Origin of the sequence: Delftia sp. ZNC0008, assembly GCF_000799035.1 — a bacterium.
Classification (GTDB): domain Bacteria; phylum Pseudomonadota; class Gammaproteobacteria; order Burkholderiales; family Burkholderiaceae_C; genus Comamonas; species Comamonas tsuruhatensis.
On record NZ_JTKZ01000066.1, the window covers coordinates 1 to 15,496 of the forward strand.

Genomic DNA, 15,496 nt, shown 5'->3' on the forward strand with positions numbered 1-15,496 from the left:
TGGCCATTGGCGGCGACAGCGTCGGGGGCACGCTGGCCACGGCCCTGTGCATCGCCGCGCGCGACGCGGGCATGCCCCAGCCCTTGCTGCAGCTGCTGCTCTACCCCTGCACGGCAGCGCAGCAGGACAGTGACTCGCATGCGCGCCTGGCCACCGGCCATCTGCTGGAAGGTGACACCCTGGCCTGGATGTTCGGCCAATACCTGCGCAGCGATGCGGACCGGCAGGACTGGCGCTTTGCCCCGCTGCAGGCATCCGACCTGGGCCGGCTGGCCCCCACGCTGATGGTGCTGGCCGAGTACGACCCGCTGATCGACGAAGGAAAGCGCTATGCCGAGCGGCTGCAGGCCGCCGGCGTGGCCGTGGACCTGCAGATCTACGCCGGCATGGTCCATGACTTTGCGCGGCTGGGCGCCCTCACCGAAGAGACCGAGGTGCTGCGCGGCCGGCTCTGCAAGGCACTGGCCCATGCCTTCCAGGCGGCCCGGATCCCGGCCCTGGCATGAACGGCCCTGGCATGAACATTTGCCGCGCCTGCACGTCATCCCGGTCATGAGGCTGCCTTGTGTCCCCTGCGTCCCTTGCGTCCCTTGTGCCCTTGCCCCCATCCGTCTCCCGCACGCGGGGCACTCCACCTGAAAGAGTCCACGTGCGTCCAGCCGAAGCCACCGCTACACCGTCACCGGACGCCTCCGGCGCCAGCTACCTCGCCCATGCAGGCGCCGAGACGATCAGCGTCTTCGGCGATGGACAGCGGCTGCGCCTGGAGCGTTCGGGGTCCGTGGATGCCGGCAGGCCCGGCAAGCACAGTCTCTGGAACCTGTCACCCGCGGCCGCGCCAGGCCTGCTGCGGCTGCAATGGATGGGGCCCTGCTCGGGCATGCCCGAAGCCGATGAACTGCTGGCCGCGCTGCAGGCCGGTTTCGGCCTGCACCCGGATGCCCGGGAAATCGAGCTGTCCCTGCCCCGCCTGCCACCGGGCCTGCGCGACAGCATCGCCACAGTGCAGCCAGGCCAGGCTCCGCGCGTGGCAAGAAGCGTGCTCTGGCAGCAGCCCCTGTGGCTGCCCCGCCCGCGCCCACCCTATGCGCTGCACTACACGATCAGCGAAGGCCGGCGCCACCCCGTGCGCCTGCACAAGCCGCGCGGCGAGGTCTACCGCCGCTTCATCCCCTGGCTGGGCCGCACGCTGAGCTTTCGCACCGTGGAGCCCGAGGCCGACCTGCCCCTCATCCACCGCTGGATGAACGACCCGGTCGTCGCGCATTTCTGGGAGGAAAGCGGCGACCTTGCCCACCACCACGCCTATCTGCAGCGCATGGCCGGCGACCCGCATGCGCTCGGCCTCATCGGCTGCTTCGACGGCGAGCCCTTCGGCTACTTCGAGGCCTACTGGGCCAAGGAAGACCGCATCGCCCCCTTCTATGACGCGGGCGACCATGACCGGGGCTGGCATGCGCTGGTGGGGGAGGCGCGGTTCCGCGGCCAGCCCTACCTGACGGCCTGGCTGCCCTCGCTGTCGCACTACCTCTTTCTGGACGACTGCCGCACGCAGCGCATCGTCGTGGAGCCGCGCGCCGACAACCGCAAGATGCGCAAAAGCCTGCCGCGCTGCGGCTATGCGCTGGTCAAGGAATTCGACTTCCCGCACAAGCGCGCCGTGCTGGGAGTGCTGCTCAGGGAACGCTTTTTCGCAGACGCCTTGTGGATACCGCAGACCGACGCAGCCGCGCCGGACGCACTGGACGCATCGACCCAATGAAAGGACCTTCCATGCAAACCCACCCGCTGATCGGCATCGGCTTCGGCCCCTCCAACATTGCCCTGGCCATCGCCCTCAAGGAGCGCGAAACCACCGCGCGGGCCATGCACCCCGTCTTCATCGAAAAGCAGCCGCGCTTCGCCTGGCACAAGGACATGCTGCTGGAGCAGGCCCACATGCAGGTGTCCTTCCTCAAGGACCTGGCCACGCTGCGCAATCCCACCAGCCGCTTCACCTTCATCAACTACCTGCACGAGAAGGGCCGGCTGCAGGACTTCATCAACCTCAAGACCTTCTTTCCCAGCCGCCACGAGTTCAACGACTACCTGGCCTGGGCCGCCTCCAAGTTCGAGGACCGCTGCGTCTACGGGGAGGAAGTCATCGAGGTGCTGCCTGAAAAACGCGACGGCAAGGTGGAGCTGCTGCGCGTGCGCTCGCGCGATGCGGCCGGCAACGTGCATGAGCGCCTGGGCCAGAACCTGGTCATGAGCATCGGCGGCACGCCCAGCATTCCCGAGCAGTTCAAGCCCCTGCGCGGCGATGCGCGCGTCTTCCACTCCAGCGCCTACCTGCGCAGCATTGCCGAGCATGCCAGGCCGCTGCGCATCGCCGTCGTGGGCGCGGGCCAGAGCGCCGCCGAAATCTTCATGGACCTGCACGGCCGCTACGCCAAGGCCGAGATCGACCTGGTCATGCGCGCCCGCTCCATCCGCCCCTCGGACGACAGCCCCTTCGTCAACGAAATCTTCAACGCCGACTTCGTGGACCATGTCTACAGCCGCCCGCACGACGAGCGCGGCGCCCTGCTGCGCGAGTTCTGGCACACCAACTACGCCTGTCCCGACCTGGAGCTGATCGAGAGCATCTTCAAGGTGTTCTATGAACAGAAGGTCGTCGGCGACACGCGCCACCGCTTCCTGCGCCGCCACGAGGTGCAGGACGTGCGCGCCGCCAGCGACGGCATCCACCTGGGCCTGCGCGACCTCAACAGCGGCATCGACCATGCATCGCGCTACGACGTGGTGGTGCTGGCCACCGGCTATGCGCGCGAGCACCACAAGACCCTGCTGGACCCGCTGGCCCCCTACCTGGGCGACTTCTCCGTGAGCCGCGACTACCAGGTGCACACCACGCCGGACTTTCGCCCCGCCATCTTCCTGCAGGGCGCCTGCGAGGGCTCCCACGGCCTCAGCGACACCCTGCTGTCGGTCACCTCGGTGCGCACCGGCGAAATCGGCGACGCCCTGCTGGCAGCGCAAGCCCAAAAACCCGATGTTGCGCGCACAGAACAGCTGGCGCTGCAGGACTGAAAGATCGCACCGGGCATGATGGCGCACGAATCTCCCATGCCATAATTTGAATGCAAACCATTTGCATTTGAATTCGAATCACCTGCGCCGCTGAATCCCATACCCGCTGCTGCAGCGCCCCGGCCCTGGCCGGGGTTGCGGCATCCGGTAGGCCCATCTCTGTACGGACCCAGGGGTTCCAACCCATCGCCCTTGCGGAAAGGCAGGTATCCGGATGCGTGACCTGATCCAGGAACTCGTGGCTCACTATGGCGATCTGCGCCGCCAGCTCACGCGCGATCTCCGGGATCCGCACTATGCGGCCGACATCGCGCAATCGAGCTTCGAGCGGGTCTATGTGCACGCCCTGGGCCTGCGCAGCGGCAAGAAGGCCGAGGCGCTGCCCGATGCCGACATCGAATCCCCGCGCGCCCTGCTGTTTCGCGTGGCACGCAACCTGTGCATCGACGATGCGCGCAAGCGCAAGACCTCCCAGGACTGGACGCGCCAGCAAATGGCGGTGCAGCACAGCGCGCCCTCCAGCGAAACCCTGGCCGCCCAGCGCCAGATCCTGGACCGCGTCGTCCAGGCGCTGGAAAGCCTGCCGCCGCGCCGGCGCGAAGTCTTCATCCTCTTTCGCGCGCACGGCTACACGCGGGCAGAGATCTCCGAGCAGCTGCACATCACCGAAATGGCCGTCGCCAAGCACATGGTGCGCGCCACGCTGGACTGCTCGCGCGTGCTGGCCCAGCTGCGCTCCGAGCTGATCGAGGACCATGCGCTGGGCAGCGCCATGGATTTCGACAACAGTACACTGATCGACGACGCATCCTGACCCCCCTTTCCATGGCAAGTGCACCTAGCGAGCGCATGGTCGAGCATGCGCTGACGCTGATCGTTCAAAGCGAAATCGCTCCCGACCCGGTGGCCCACCAGGCACGCCTGGCCCTGGGCGCATGGCGCGGGAAATCAGCCCGGCACGATGCCGCCGCGCGCGAGGCGCACCTGCGCTGGAACCTGCTGGGCGGCATGTCCGGCGGCCTGCGCGAGCAGTTCCAGGAAACCGCCCTGCTGGCCGACCGGGCCTCGCGCTCCACCCAGGCCGTCCGGCGCCGCAAGCTGCTGCTGTCCTTCGCCGGGCTGCTGGGCACAGGCGCGCTGGCGGGCCGGGGCGCCTACTGGTACTGGCAGCAGCCCTTGCACACCTCGGCCTACGCCACGCGCAACTCGCAGATCCTCAAGATCACTCTGGCCGACGGCAAGCTGCCGCTGCAGGCCAGCCTGGTGGAACTGGCGCCCCAGAGCGCCATTGCCGTGACGCTCTACCGCCAGCGCCGCAACGTGTCCATGGCCCGGGGCGAAGTGCGATTCGAAGTGGCCCCCGATCCCGACCGGCCCTTCGAGGTCATCACGCGCGAGGCGCGCATCGAGGTCGTGGGCACGGTCTTCACCGTGCGCGACCGCGGCGGCCCCGTCACCGTGGGCGTGGAGCATGGCCATGTCAGGGTCCGGGCGCTGGGCAGAGATGCGCAGGATGCGACGGGCCCGGCGGCGGCAACGCTGGACCTGCTGCCCGGCCAGATCGTGGACATCCGCAACGGCCAGGCCGAGGTCGTGCGCCAGGCCGATGCCGCCACGCTGTCCGCCTGGCGCGAGGGCTGGCTGGTCTTCGAGAACACCCCGCTGGCCGAGGCCCTGGCCACCGTCAACGCCTACCGCACCCAGCCCATCGAAGCCGCCGATGCGCGCGTGGCCGCGCTGCGCCTGACCGGGCGCTTTCGCGCCAACGACTCGGCCGGCCTGCTGGCCGTGCTGCCCTCCATCCTGCCGCTGAGGGTGCGCGCGCAGGCCGATGGCAGCGTGCTGCTGCAGGCGCTCTGAACGGGGCCTTCGGTTCCCCGACAAAGAAAAGGCCACGGCCGGATCGCTCCAGCCGTGGCCCATGGCCCATGCCCGCTTACCAGCGATAGGTGGCCGTGCCGATCACCTTGCGGGGCTCGCCGTAGAAGCAGCCGTAGGAGCAGCTGGCGATATAGGTCTTGTCGGTCAGGTTGGTGAGGTTCAGGGCGAAGCGCCAGGGTCCGGTGGTATAGCTGACCATGGCATCCACCAGGGTGAACGCCGGCAGCGAGACGGGAACCCCATAGGCCAGGCCGCGTGTCTGGCCCAGGTACCTGGCGCCCATGCCCACCTTGAGGCCGGCAAGCCCGAAGTCTCCAAAGCTGTAGTCGCCCCACAGCGATATCTGGTTGTAGGGCACGCCGATGGAGCGCTTGCCCAGCTCGTCCGGCTGCAGGGGGCTTGCCTGCGTGGTGCGCGCATCCGTGTAGGCATAGGCGGCAATGATGTTCACATTGCGGCCGATGGAGCTTCGCGCCTCCAGCTCGAAGCCGCGGGAGCGGACTTCACCGGCCTGTATGTTGAACGCCCTGCTGGCGTCCTGGGGATCGGGCACGAGCAGGTTCTGGCGGGTGAGCTGGAAGACCGCTGCCGAAACCATGGCCCGGGAGCCGCTGGGCTGGTAGCGGACCCCGGCCTCGTACTGCTGCCCCGTCGTGGGCTTGAACCGCGATCCAAGGCGGTCCTGGCCCTGGGTGGGCTCGAAGGACTCGCTGTAGCTGAAGAAGGGGGCAAGGCCATTGGCGGCGAGATAGACCACGCCCACCCGGCCCGTGAAGGCCGAGCTTTTCTCATTGGCCGCGCTCACGTCCCCGGTGAAGAAGTTCGTCTCGTTGAAGCGGACCTTGTCATAGCGGCCGCCCAGCAGGACCACCCACTTGTCATCGATCTTGATCTGGTCCTGCGCATAGATGCCGAGGCGCTTGTAGTCGTTCTTCCAGGACGAGCGGTAGTAGGGGGAGACAGGGCCCACCGGCTTGCCATAGACCGGGTTGAAGACATCGAGGTCGGCGGCCTGCTGTTCATAGCGCTCGGTCTCGTGCTTTGGCAGGGCGTAGTCGAAGCCCACCAGCATGGTGTGCTTGATGCGGCCCTGGTCCAGCTGGTACTGCAGCGAGGTATCGGTCACGAAGGCCGACGAGCGGTCCCAGCGCGGCTGGTAGTAGCGCTCCACCACCGAGCGCTGGTCGGCGGACAGGCCCCAGCCGTCCGTGCTGAAGTAGCTGCTCTTTGCGTTGTAGTAGCGCATGCTGTTCCTGAGCTTGAGCTTCTCGGAAAAGGCATGTTCGAAGAGATAGCCGATGGAGTAGCGGTCCAGATCGAATTTGTCCCGCCCCGCCTCTCCGATGAAGCGGTTGCGGGGAATCTGTCCATTGATGTTGGGCAGTAGGGTGCCGTAGGCGGGCAGCCCGTAGACGTAGGTGGTGCGGTCCTTCTGGACCTCGGCCAACAGTGTCAGCGAGGTGTTCGCATCGGGCTGCCACTTGAGCGATGGGGCGACATAGGTTCTGTCATCGGGGACACGGTCGATGAAGCTGTCGCTGTCGCGCTTGAGCGCCACCAGCCGGTAGGACCATTTGCCCTCGTCGTCCAGGGCGCCCGCAAAATCACCCGAGACCTGCCTGCGCCCGAAGCTTCCGGCGTCGATGTTCAGCTCCCGGATTTTTTCCGTGGTGGGCCGCTTGCTCACGGTGTTGACCACGCCGCCCGGGGAGACCGAGCCAAAGATCACCGAAGAGGCGCCCTTGAGCAGCTCGATGCGCTCCAGGCCGTAGGGCTCCTGCCGTCCGTCGTAGATGTTGGCCGTGAACAGGCTGCCGTCCCGGTACATGCCCGTGGTGCGGAATCCGCGCAGGTACAGGCTGTCCGAGGTCCGGTCCAGGCCCTCGGCGCGGGTGACGCCGGCGGCGTAGCCCAGCGCATCCTGCAGGCTTTGCGACTTCAGCGTCTCGATCTCCTGGGCACCGATGACCGTGATGGACTGCGGTGTCTCCAGGATGGGCGTATCGGTCTTGGTACCCGTTGAACTGCGCCGGGCGACATAGCCCTGCACGGGGCCGGTTGCGGTTTCGCTGTCCGTGACGTTGATGGTCGGCAAGGTCGCGCCGGAGACCGCGGGACGGCGGATGGCGAAGCCTCCGTTGTTCATCCTGATGGCTTCCAGGGACGTGCCGGCCAGCAGCTCCCGCAAGGCCTGCTCCGATGTCAGGCGGCCGTTGACGGCGCGGGAACTGAGCCCGGCCACCAGGTCGCCTGCGGCAAACATCTGGGTTCCCGTCTGGCGGGACAGCTCGTTGATGGCCGAAGCCAGGGCCTGGGCCGGCACATGGATATCGAACACTTGGGCAGCCTCCTGCCCTGTGGCCTGGGCCACCGCCTCGGTGCTCCAGAACGAGACGGAACCAAAGGCCGTGGCAAGGGCCAGGCTCAGCAGATGTTGACGGGGCAAGGAAGGCATGGTCGAAGAATTTCCAAAGGCATTGAATGAGACTGGTTACCAACCGGGCACGGACCTCCGCCCGGGTTGTTGTGCATTCCAAAGACGTTCTGCGCGCAAAAATGGAGACAAGGTGTAACCCGGTTTTCACGAAAAAGACCCGGGACGGGGCGGGCCGGGGGGGGCACCCCGGCCGCCGTTGCCCCTCAGTCCAGCGCGTACTCCAGCGCCAAGGCGTCGAGAATTTCGGCTGTCAGCCTCTCGTTCCTCATGATGGCGTAGTGGTCGGCGCGGATCACCGCGCCCTCTGCCCTTTCGGCCCTTTCGCCCCCCTCGGCCCCCTCCTGGCGCAGCTGCTGCGCGAGCCGCAGCCGGTGCCCGGCCGCGGTTTCATCGCTCCACCAAAGGCTTGCCGCCGCTTGCACGGGCGCCAGGGCCTGCGCCTGCAGCGCCAGGTGCTTCAGGTGCAGGGTGGTCAGAAAGGCCTGTGCCAGGTCGGCGCCGTCCATGCAGGCATGGCCGCTGGGTCCCCCCGGTCCCTGCCTTGCAGCTTCGCGGCCCAGCGCGGCAGCCAGCAGATCGGCGCGGGGCGGCACCGATGCATCGATGTCCGCAAGGTCCTCGATGCGCGCCAAGGGCAGCATCTGCGAGACGAAGAGCCGGAAGTCATCCCACCACGACGGGGACCCGGCCGCATCGCCAGCAGGCACGAACGGGTCCACCAGTCCCAGGAAGCCCACCGTCTGCCCCTGGCCTTCGAGCCGGGCCGCGATCAGGGCCGCCAGGCTGCCGCCCAGGGACCAGCCGAGCAGGTGGTAGGGGCCGGCGGGCTGTACCTGCCTCACCATCGCGCAGTAGTCGTCGGCCATCTGCTCCAGCGAGCGGTCGCGGTAGCCGGGATCGCCCAGGCTGCGGCAGGGTATGGCGTGGACGGTGCGCCGGTCCTGCAAGGCCCGCGCCAGCGGCTGGTAGTCAAACACCGTGCCGAACCCGGCATGCACGCAAAACAGCGGTGGTGCAGCCTCGCACACGGCGTTGAGCGCCACGACGCCCCCAGCTCCATAGATGCCGGCTGAGCGAAGCTCCAGCAGGCCGGCAATGGTGGGCCGCTGCAGCAGGTCGCGCAGCTTGAAGTCCAGCCGCGGATCGCCCAGCTTTCGCACCTTGGCGTGCATCCTGAGACTGAGCAGGGAGTCCCCGCCCAGCTCGAAGAAGTTGTCGGTCTCGCCCACGCGTTCCACGCCAAGCACCTCCTGCCAGATGCGGGCCAGCGCCATGGCCGCCGCTGTGGACGGTGGCACGTGAACCCGCGCGGCATCTGCCTGCGGCAGCGGCAGCGCACCACGGTCGAGCTTGCCGCTGACCAGTCTTGGCAAGGCGGGCAGGACCAGCGTATGGGCCGGCAGCATGTAGTCGGGCAGGTGCTCGCCTGTCTGCTGGCGGATGCGCTGGACCAGGGACTGCGCGGCGGTGCCCTCCTCTCCCACCACATAGGCCACCAGTTGCTTGCCTGTCCCGGCATCCTGGACCAGCACGGCGGCATCGACCACGCCGGGCACGGCCCGGACGGCCTTCTCGACCTCGCCCAGCTCGATGCGGAAGCCCCGGATCTTGACCTGGTGGTCGGCCCGGCCTATGTACTCGATGTTGCCGTCCGGCATCTCGCGCACCAGGTCCCCCGTGCGGTACAGGCGGCCGCCACCGCCGTCGAAGGGGTCGGCGACGAAGCGCTCGGCCGTCAGGCCGTGGCGCGACAGATAGCCGCGCGCCAGGCCATAGCCGCCGATGTACAGCTCGCCCACGACGCCGTGCGGCACACGGTGCAGGTCGGCATCCAGGATGTGCATCGTGCGCTCGCCCACGGGCCGGCCGATGGGGGCGTAGGCGCAGTCGAAGGTCTCGCTGGCATCGGCCTTCCAGATCAGCGGCGTCACCACCGTCTCGGTGGGGCCGTAGCCGTTGATGAGCAGGCGCGGGCGCAGGCTCTGGCGCACCTTGTCGTAGGCGGCCTTGGGCATGGCCTCGCCACCGAAGACATACAACTCCACCGGCGGCGGCTCCTGCGACTGCTCTGCGGCCCAGTCCGCGATCTGCGCCAGATAGGCCGGAGGGAACGCGGCATTGGAGATGCCATGGTGGCGCAGGGCCTCGCAGGCCTGCTCCGCCGTCCACATCTGCGGCTCGCGCAGCACCAGGCCGGCGCCGATGCTCAGGGCCGTCAGCCAACGCTCGTGCGCGCCGTCGAACGAGAAGGACATGAAATGCAGCTCGCGCGAGTTCGCCCGCATGCCGTAGATCCCGGCCGTGGCCGCGCAGTGCATGGCCAGCGGCCCGTGCTCGACCACCACGCCCTTGGGCTGCCCGGTCGAGCCCGAGGTGTAGATCACATAGGCCAGGTCGCGCTCGTGCACGGCATGGGCCGGCGCCGCGTTGCAGGCCTGGGTGAAGTCCACCTCCTCGGCCACCACCAGATGGGCCACGGCCGGCGTGCCCAGCTTGTGCAGCGCCGCCCTGTGGGCGATCAGGTGGGAGGCACCGCTGTCTGCCAGCATGAACCTCTGGCGTTCGGCCGGCGACGCCGGGTCCAGGGGCAGGTAGGCCGCGCCCGCCTTGAGCACGGACAGCAGGCAGATCACCATTTCCAGCGAACGCTCCATGGCGATGCCGACGATGGCGCCGCGCCCCACGCCGGCCTGCACCAGTCGGTTGGCGAAATGGTTGCTGCGCGCCTGCAGCTCGCCATGGCTGATGGTTTGCTCGCCCATGACCAGCGCCACCGCGCCGGGGTCCCGGCGCGCCTGCAGCGCCATGCCGGCATGCACGGGCAGGAACGGCGGGCGGCAGGCATCCGTGCCCGTGCCTGTGCCTGTGCCTGTGCCTGTGTCCGTGCCCGCCGGCCCATCGCGGCCGGGCTCGGGCAGCAAGGCGATGTCCCGCAGGCAGTGCATGCCCTCGCCCGCCATGGACGCCAGCACCTGCACCAGTTGCCGCAGCAGGGCCTGCACGGCGTCATCGCCGAAGCTGCTCCGCTGGTAGATCATCTTGAGCGACAGCACATCGCCCAGCCGCACCTCCAGGTCCATGGGATAGGAGGTCACGTCGATGGCATGCGTCACCGCAAACCGCAGATGCGGGTCGTCGTGCGCGGACAGCACGGCATCCATGGGGTAGTTCTCGAACACCAGGATGCTGTCGAACAGGCCGCGCTGGCCCTTGCCCGCCCAGCGCTGGATGTCCGAAAGCGACGTCTGCTCATGCTCGCGCGAGGCCAGGTTCTGAGCCTGCAGCGTGCGCAGCCAGGGACCCAGCTCCAGCGCGCCGTCGCAGGCCACGACCACCGGCAAGGTGTTGATGAACAGCCCCTGCATTCTTTCCACGCCGGCCAGCTCGGGCGGGCGGCCTGCCACCGTGGCCCCGAAGGCCACCGTGGCCTGGCCCGTGTACCGCGCCAGCACCAGCGACCATGCGGCCTGCACCAGGGTGTTGGCCGTCACGCGCTCGCGCTGGGCAAACTCCACCAGCTGCTGCGTGGCACCGGCATCCAGCGCGGCGCCCGCCTCGTGGTGCCCCCGCCGGGCTGCAGGCAAGGCACCAGGCCGGACAGCAGGCCGGGCAAGCGCATCCACCAGCAAGGTGGGCTCGTGCAGCGGCTGCACCAGGCGCCTCCAGTAGGCCTCGCTGGCCCCGTGGTCCAGGCCTTGCAGCCATGCGATGTAGTCGCGGTAGCTGGTGTCCACGGGCTCCACGGCAATGCCCTTGTAGTCGCGCAGCACCTCGCCCAGCAGGCTCGATGAACTCCATCCGTCCGTGAGCAGGTGGTGGGCGGTCCAGATGCAGTGGTGGCTGCCATCGGGCACGCGGACCAGGGCCAGCCGCATCAGCGGCGGCTTGCTGAGGTCGAAGGCCGCGAACTGCCCGGCGGCCAGGGCATCCAGGGCCCCCGCCACATCTTCGCTGTGCCGGCAGTCATGCTCGGTGATGTCCAGCAGGACCTGCCGGGCCACCCATTGCAGCGGCAGGGACGCATCGGCCAGGAAGCCGCTGCGCAGCACGGCATGGCGGTCCAGCACCGCCTGCCAGGCCTTTCGGAAACGCGCGGCATCCAGGCCATGCGCGTCGATGCGCAGCTGGGTGACATAGGACAGCCCCGAGGGATCGGACAGGCTGTGGAACAGCATGCCCGACTGCATGGGAGACAGCGGATAGAGGTCCGCCAGATTGCCCGCAGGCAGGTCCAGGCCGTCCAGCTGCGCCTGCGTGACCCGGGCCAGCGGGAAGTCCGAGGGCGTCACCCCCTGCGCGCCGCTCAGGCAGTGGTCGATCAGCCCTTCCAGCTCCTGCCGGTAGCGCCCCATCCAGGCCTGCACATCGGCGGTGTCGTGGCGCGCCGTGCTGAAGGCGGCCGTCATCACCAGCTCGCCGTCGTACACGCGGCCATTGATGGTGAACTCGTGCGACAGCGGCGCCGAGGCGTCGGCCGGCATGCCGCTGCCCTCGGCAGCCGGCAGCCATTGGGCCGCGCTGTCAAAGCTTGCGTCGAACTGCCCCAGGTAGTTGAAGACCAGGCTGGCCTGGGGCAAGGCCCGCATGGCCTGCCTTTGCTGCGCCGTGCCCAGGTACTTGAGCACGCCATGGCCCAGGCCGTGCAGCGGCACCTCGCGCAGGCTTTGCTTGACGCGCTTGATCGCGTCGCCCGGGCCTGTGCCCGCATCGAGCGCCACCGGGAAGACGCTGGTGAACCAGCCCACGGTGCGCGAGACGTCCACGCCGGCCGACAGCTCCTCGCGGCCATGGCCCTCCAGGTCCACGAGGATGCGCTGCTGCCCGCTCCACGCGCACAGGGCGCGCCCCAGGGCGGCCAGCAGGATGTCGTTGATCTGCGTCCTGTAGGCCGCCGGCACGCGGCTGATCAGGGCCTCGGTGCGCTCGCGGTCCAGCCGCAGCTCGACGCTGGACTGCCATGCCAGGGTGTTGGCCCCCCCGGGGCGGGCACAGGGCAGGACGGCCGGCACCTGGGCCAGCGCCTGCCAGAAGGCCAGCTCGCCGCCGCATTGCGCGGCATGGGCCTGCAGCGCCTGCGACCAGCGCTGGTAGCTGGCGGTCTTGTGGACCCTGGCGGGCTCCAGGCCCTGCAGCCGGCTGGCATAGGCCGAACGCAGGTCTTCGAGCAGGATGCGCCAGGAGACCCCATCGACGACCAGATGGTGGGCCACCAGCAGCAGGCGCCAGCTGCCGTCGCCCACCTCGATGCACAGCCCGCGCAGCAGCGGCCCGTGGACGATGTCCAGGCTGCGCTGCGCCTGTTCGCACAAGGCCTCGATCGCGCCGGCATCCCGTGCCTGGCGCACCCACAGCAGTGCCTGCAGGTCGGCCTCGGACGGGCTTGCGTAGGCCTGCTCCCAGGCGCCCTGCGCCGTGGGGCGAAAGCGCAGGCGCAGGCTGTCGTGCCGGGCCAGCAGGTCGGCCAGGGCCTGGCGCAGCGGCGCAGGCTGCATCGGCTGCATGCTGCGCAGCAGCAGGGCCTGGTTCCAGTGGGATCGCTGCGGCACGTCCGTTTCGAAGAACTCCGCCTGAATGGGCAGCAGGGGAACGCTCCCTTGGACCGGGGTCTCATGCTCCACGGCCTCGTCCTGCACGGGCTCGGCCACACGCGCCAGCTCGGCAATGCTTTGCCGCTCGAACAGCTGCCGTGGCGACAGCTTCCAGCCGAAGCGGCGCAGGCGCGAGACGATCTGCAGGCTGAGGATGGAATCACCGCCCAGCGCGAAGAAGTTGTCGCTGCGCCCCACCCGCTCCAGGCCCAGCACCTCGGCCCAGATACGGGCCAGCAGCGCCTCCAGTTCGCCCTCGGGCGCCTGGCTGGCGGCTGGCATGCCGAACGCGGGCAGGGCCTGCCGGTCCAGCTTGCCGTTGGCGTTCTGCGGCAACTGGTCCAGCACCATGATGGCGCCCGGCACCATGTAGTCGGGCAGTACCGTGGCCAGGCGCTCGCGCATCTCCTGCCCGTCCAGGGTCCGCCCGCTGCGGGCAGACACATAGGCCAGCAGCCGCGTGCCCGCCGGTCCCTCGCCGGCCACGACCACGGCCTCGCGCACATCGTCCAGCGCCAGCAGTTGCGCCTGCACCTCGCCCAGCTCGATGCGCAGGCCGCGGATCTTGACCTGGTGGTCCACCCGCCCCAGGTACTCCAGCTGGCCCTGCGCATTCCAGCGCACCAGGTCGCCCGTGCGATAGAGTCTTGCGCCATCGCGGCCGAAGGGGTCGGCGACAAAGCGCTCCGCGCTGAGCCCTGCCCGGTTCAGGTAGCCGCGCGACAGCAGGGGCCCGCCTATGCACAGCTCGCCGGCCACGCCCAGGGGCACGGGGCGCATCCGGTCGTCCACCACCCACATGTGCCGGCCCGCCAGGGGCCGGCCTATGGGAAGGTCCTGGGGCGCCGCGCCGGCGCCTTCCACCAGGCCCGTGCAGTCGAAGAGGGAGGCCGTGACGGTGGCCTCGGTCGGGCCATAGGCATTGAGCAGCCTCACATGGCCCAGCCCGGCATCGCGCCAGGCCTGCAGGCCGGCGCCCGGCATGGCCTCGCCGCCCACATGCACCTGCCTGAGCCGCCCGTACCCGCGCAGGCCCTGGCGCGCGAAATCCTGGACCAGCAGCAGCCAGTAGGCGGTGGTCAGATCGGCCACGCTGATCTGCCTGGCCATGAGTTCCCTGTGGAAGGTGGCGCTGTCCCAGAGTTCGGGCCCGCGCAGCACCATGGCCGCGCCGGCCACCAGCGGCGCGAACAGCTGCTCGATGCAGCCATCGAAATTCAGCGTGGCGAACTGCAGCACGCGGTCCTGCGGCGACAGCGCGGCAAAGCCGACGGCCAGCTGCGCCTGCTCGGCCAGGCAGCGGTGGGAGATGCCCACGCCCTTGGGCCGTCCGGTGGAGCCCGAGGTGTAGATCACATAGGCCAGGCATTCGCCATGCACGGCGGCGCCGGGGTTGTGGTCGGGCCCCGGCATCGCGCCGATGGCATCCAGGTCCAGCGCCTTCACGCGACCGGCCACCTCCAGCCCCAGGCGGGACTGCGTGAGCAGGCAGGCCATGCCGCTGTCCTCGACCATGTGGGCCAGGCGCTCGGTCGGATAGCCGGGGTCCAGGGGCACATAGGCCGCGCCCGACTTGAGCACGGCCAGCACGGCCACCACCATCTCCACCGAGCGTTCCACCGCAATGCCCACGCGCACCTCCGCGCCCACGCCCTCGGCGATCAGGCGGTGCGCAAGGCGGTTGGCACGCCGGTTGAGCTGCGCATAGCTGATGCATTCGTCGCCAAAGACCAGGGCCGTGGCCTGGGGCCGCCCGTCCACCTGCTGCTCGAACAGCCTGTGCACCAGGGGCTGGGCGTCGCGGCGCGGCGGGTTGCATCCAGACTGCACCGATTGCGCCCATTGCGTCAGCAGCGCCCATTCGTCCCGGTCCAGCAACTCGATATCGCAGGCCGGCAGCGCGGGCGTTTCGGCCAGGGCCGCAACAATGCCTTCCACGGCGGCCAGCATGTAGGCGCACAGGCGCTGCGCGCCCACGGTCTTGCTGGCCTGCCCGACCAGGCGGAAGCCCTGGCCCAGGTCATCGATGGACATGTCCACCGGGTAGTTGGTGCGCTCCTGCCCGCCCAGCGCCGTCATGCCTTCCCACGCGCCCGAGGCTGCGCCCGCTGCCTCCGTCTCCTGCGGCGCTGCGGTGTAGCGGTAGTTGAGCAGGGCCGAGAACAGCGGCGTCCCCCCCGCCAGAGCGCTGCAGCGCTGCGCCAGCGACAGCATGGCGTGCTCGTGGTGCATCAGCCCCGTCAGCAGCTCATGCGTCTGGCGCAGGCATTCCTGCACGCTGCGCCCGCCCAGCTGTATGCGCAGCGGCAGCGTGTTGATGAACATGCCCAGCGCGCTGTGCGCGCCCTCTCCGCCCTGCATGCGGCCAAAGAGCACGGTGCCGAACACCACGTCGTCCTTGCCCGTGGTCCTGCCCAGCACCAGCGCCCAGGCCAGGTGGAACAGGCTGGCCGCACTCACCCCATGGCGCTGCGCCTGCCGGCGCAGCTCGCGCGACAGCGGTGCATCCAGCGCAAGC

The 15,496-nt window shown here is 69.1% G+C and carries 7 protein-coding genes; 5 read left to right on the forward strand and 2 right to left on the reverse strand.

All coding sequences use genetic code 11. The annotated features are described in order from the left end of the window. The 5 genes from L995_RS02055 to L995_RS02075 all read left to right on the forward strand — a co-directional run. A partial coding sequence (locus tag L995_RS02055; protein WP_047468624.1) for an alpha/beta hydrolase fold domain-containing protein occupies window positions 1-506 on the forward strand: 506 nt, incomplete at its 5' end. A gap of 143 nt (window positions 507-649) precedes the next feature. After that, the gene (locus tag L995_RS02060) at window positions 650-1,762 is read left to right on the forward strand and encodes a GNAT family N-acetyltransferase (protein ID WP_047468626.1); all 1,113 of its coding nucleotides are present in this window, start codon (window positions 650-652) and stop codon (window positions 1,760-1,762) included. 11 nt (window positions 1,763-1,773) lie between these two features. Further along, a complete protein-coding gene (locus L995_RS02065; protein WP_047468628.1) occupies window positions 1,774-3,072 on the forward strand; it encodes a lysine N(6)-hydroxylase/L-ornithine N(5)-oxygenase family protein in 1,299 nt (432 codons plus the stop codon). Between the two features lie 214 nt (window positions 3,073-3,286). Next, entirely contained in the window at window positions 3,287-3,886 is a 600-nt protein-coding gene (locus tag L995_RS02070; protein WP_047468631.1) for an RNA polymerase sigma factor, read from the forward strand. 11 nt (window positions 3,887-3,897) lie between these two features. After that, window positions 3,898-4,932, forward strand: coding sequence for a FecR family protein (locus L995_RS02075; RefSeq protein WP_047468634.1), 1,035 nt, complete (start codon window positions 3,898-3,900; stop codon window positions 4,930-4,932). A 76-nt stretch (window positions 4,933-5,008) separates the two neighbouring features. On the opposite strand, the gene L995_RS02080 is transcribed toward L995_RS02075, so the two are convergent. Together L995_RS02080 and L995_RS02085 are read right to left on the reverse strand one after the other, a co-directional pair. Further along, window positions 5,009-7,408: a TonB-dependent siderophore receptor gene (locus tag L995_RS02080; RefSeq protein WP_047468637.1), complete on the reverse strand. Its 2,400-nt coding sequence runs from the start codon at window positions 7,406-7,408 to the stop codon at window positions 5,009-5,011. A gap of 185 nt (window positions 7,409-7,593) precedes the next feature. Beyond that, window positions 7,594-15,489, reverse strand: a complete 7,896-nt coding sequence (locus L995_RS02085; RefSeq protein ID WP_331428938.1) for an amino acid adenylation domain-containing protein — start codon at window positions 15,487-15,489, stop codon at window positions 7,594-7,596. Window positions 15,490-15,496 lie beyond the last annotated feature (7 nt).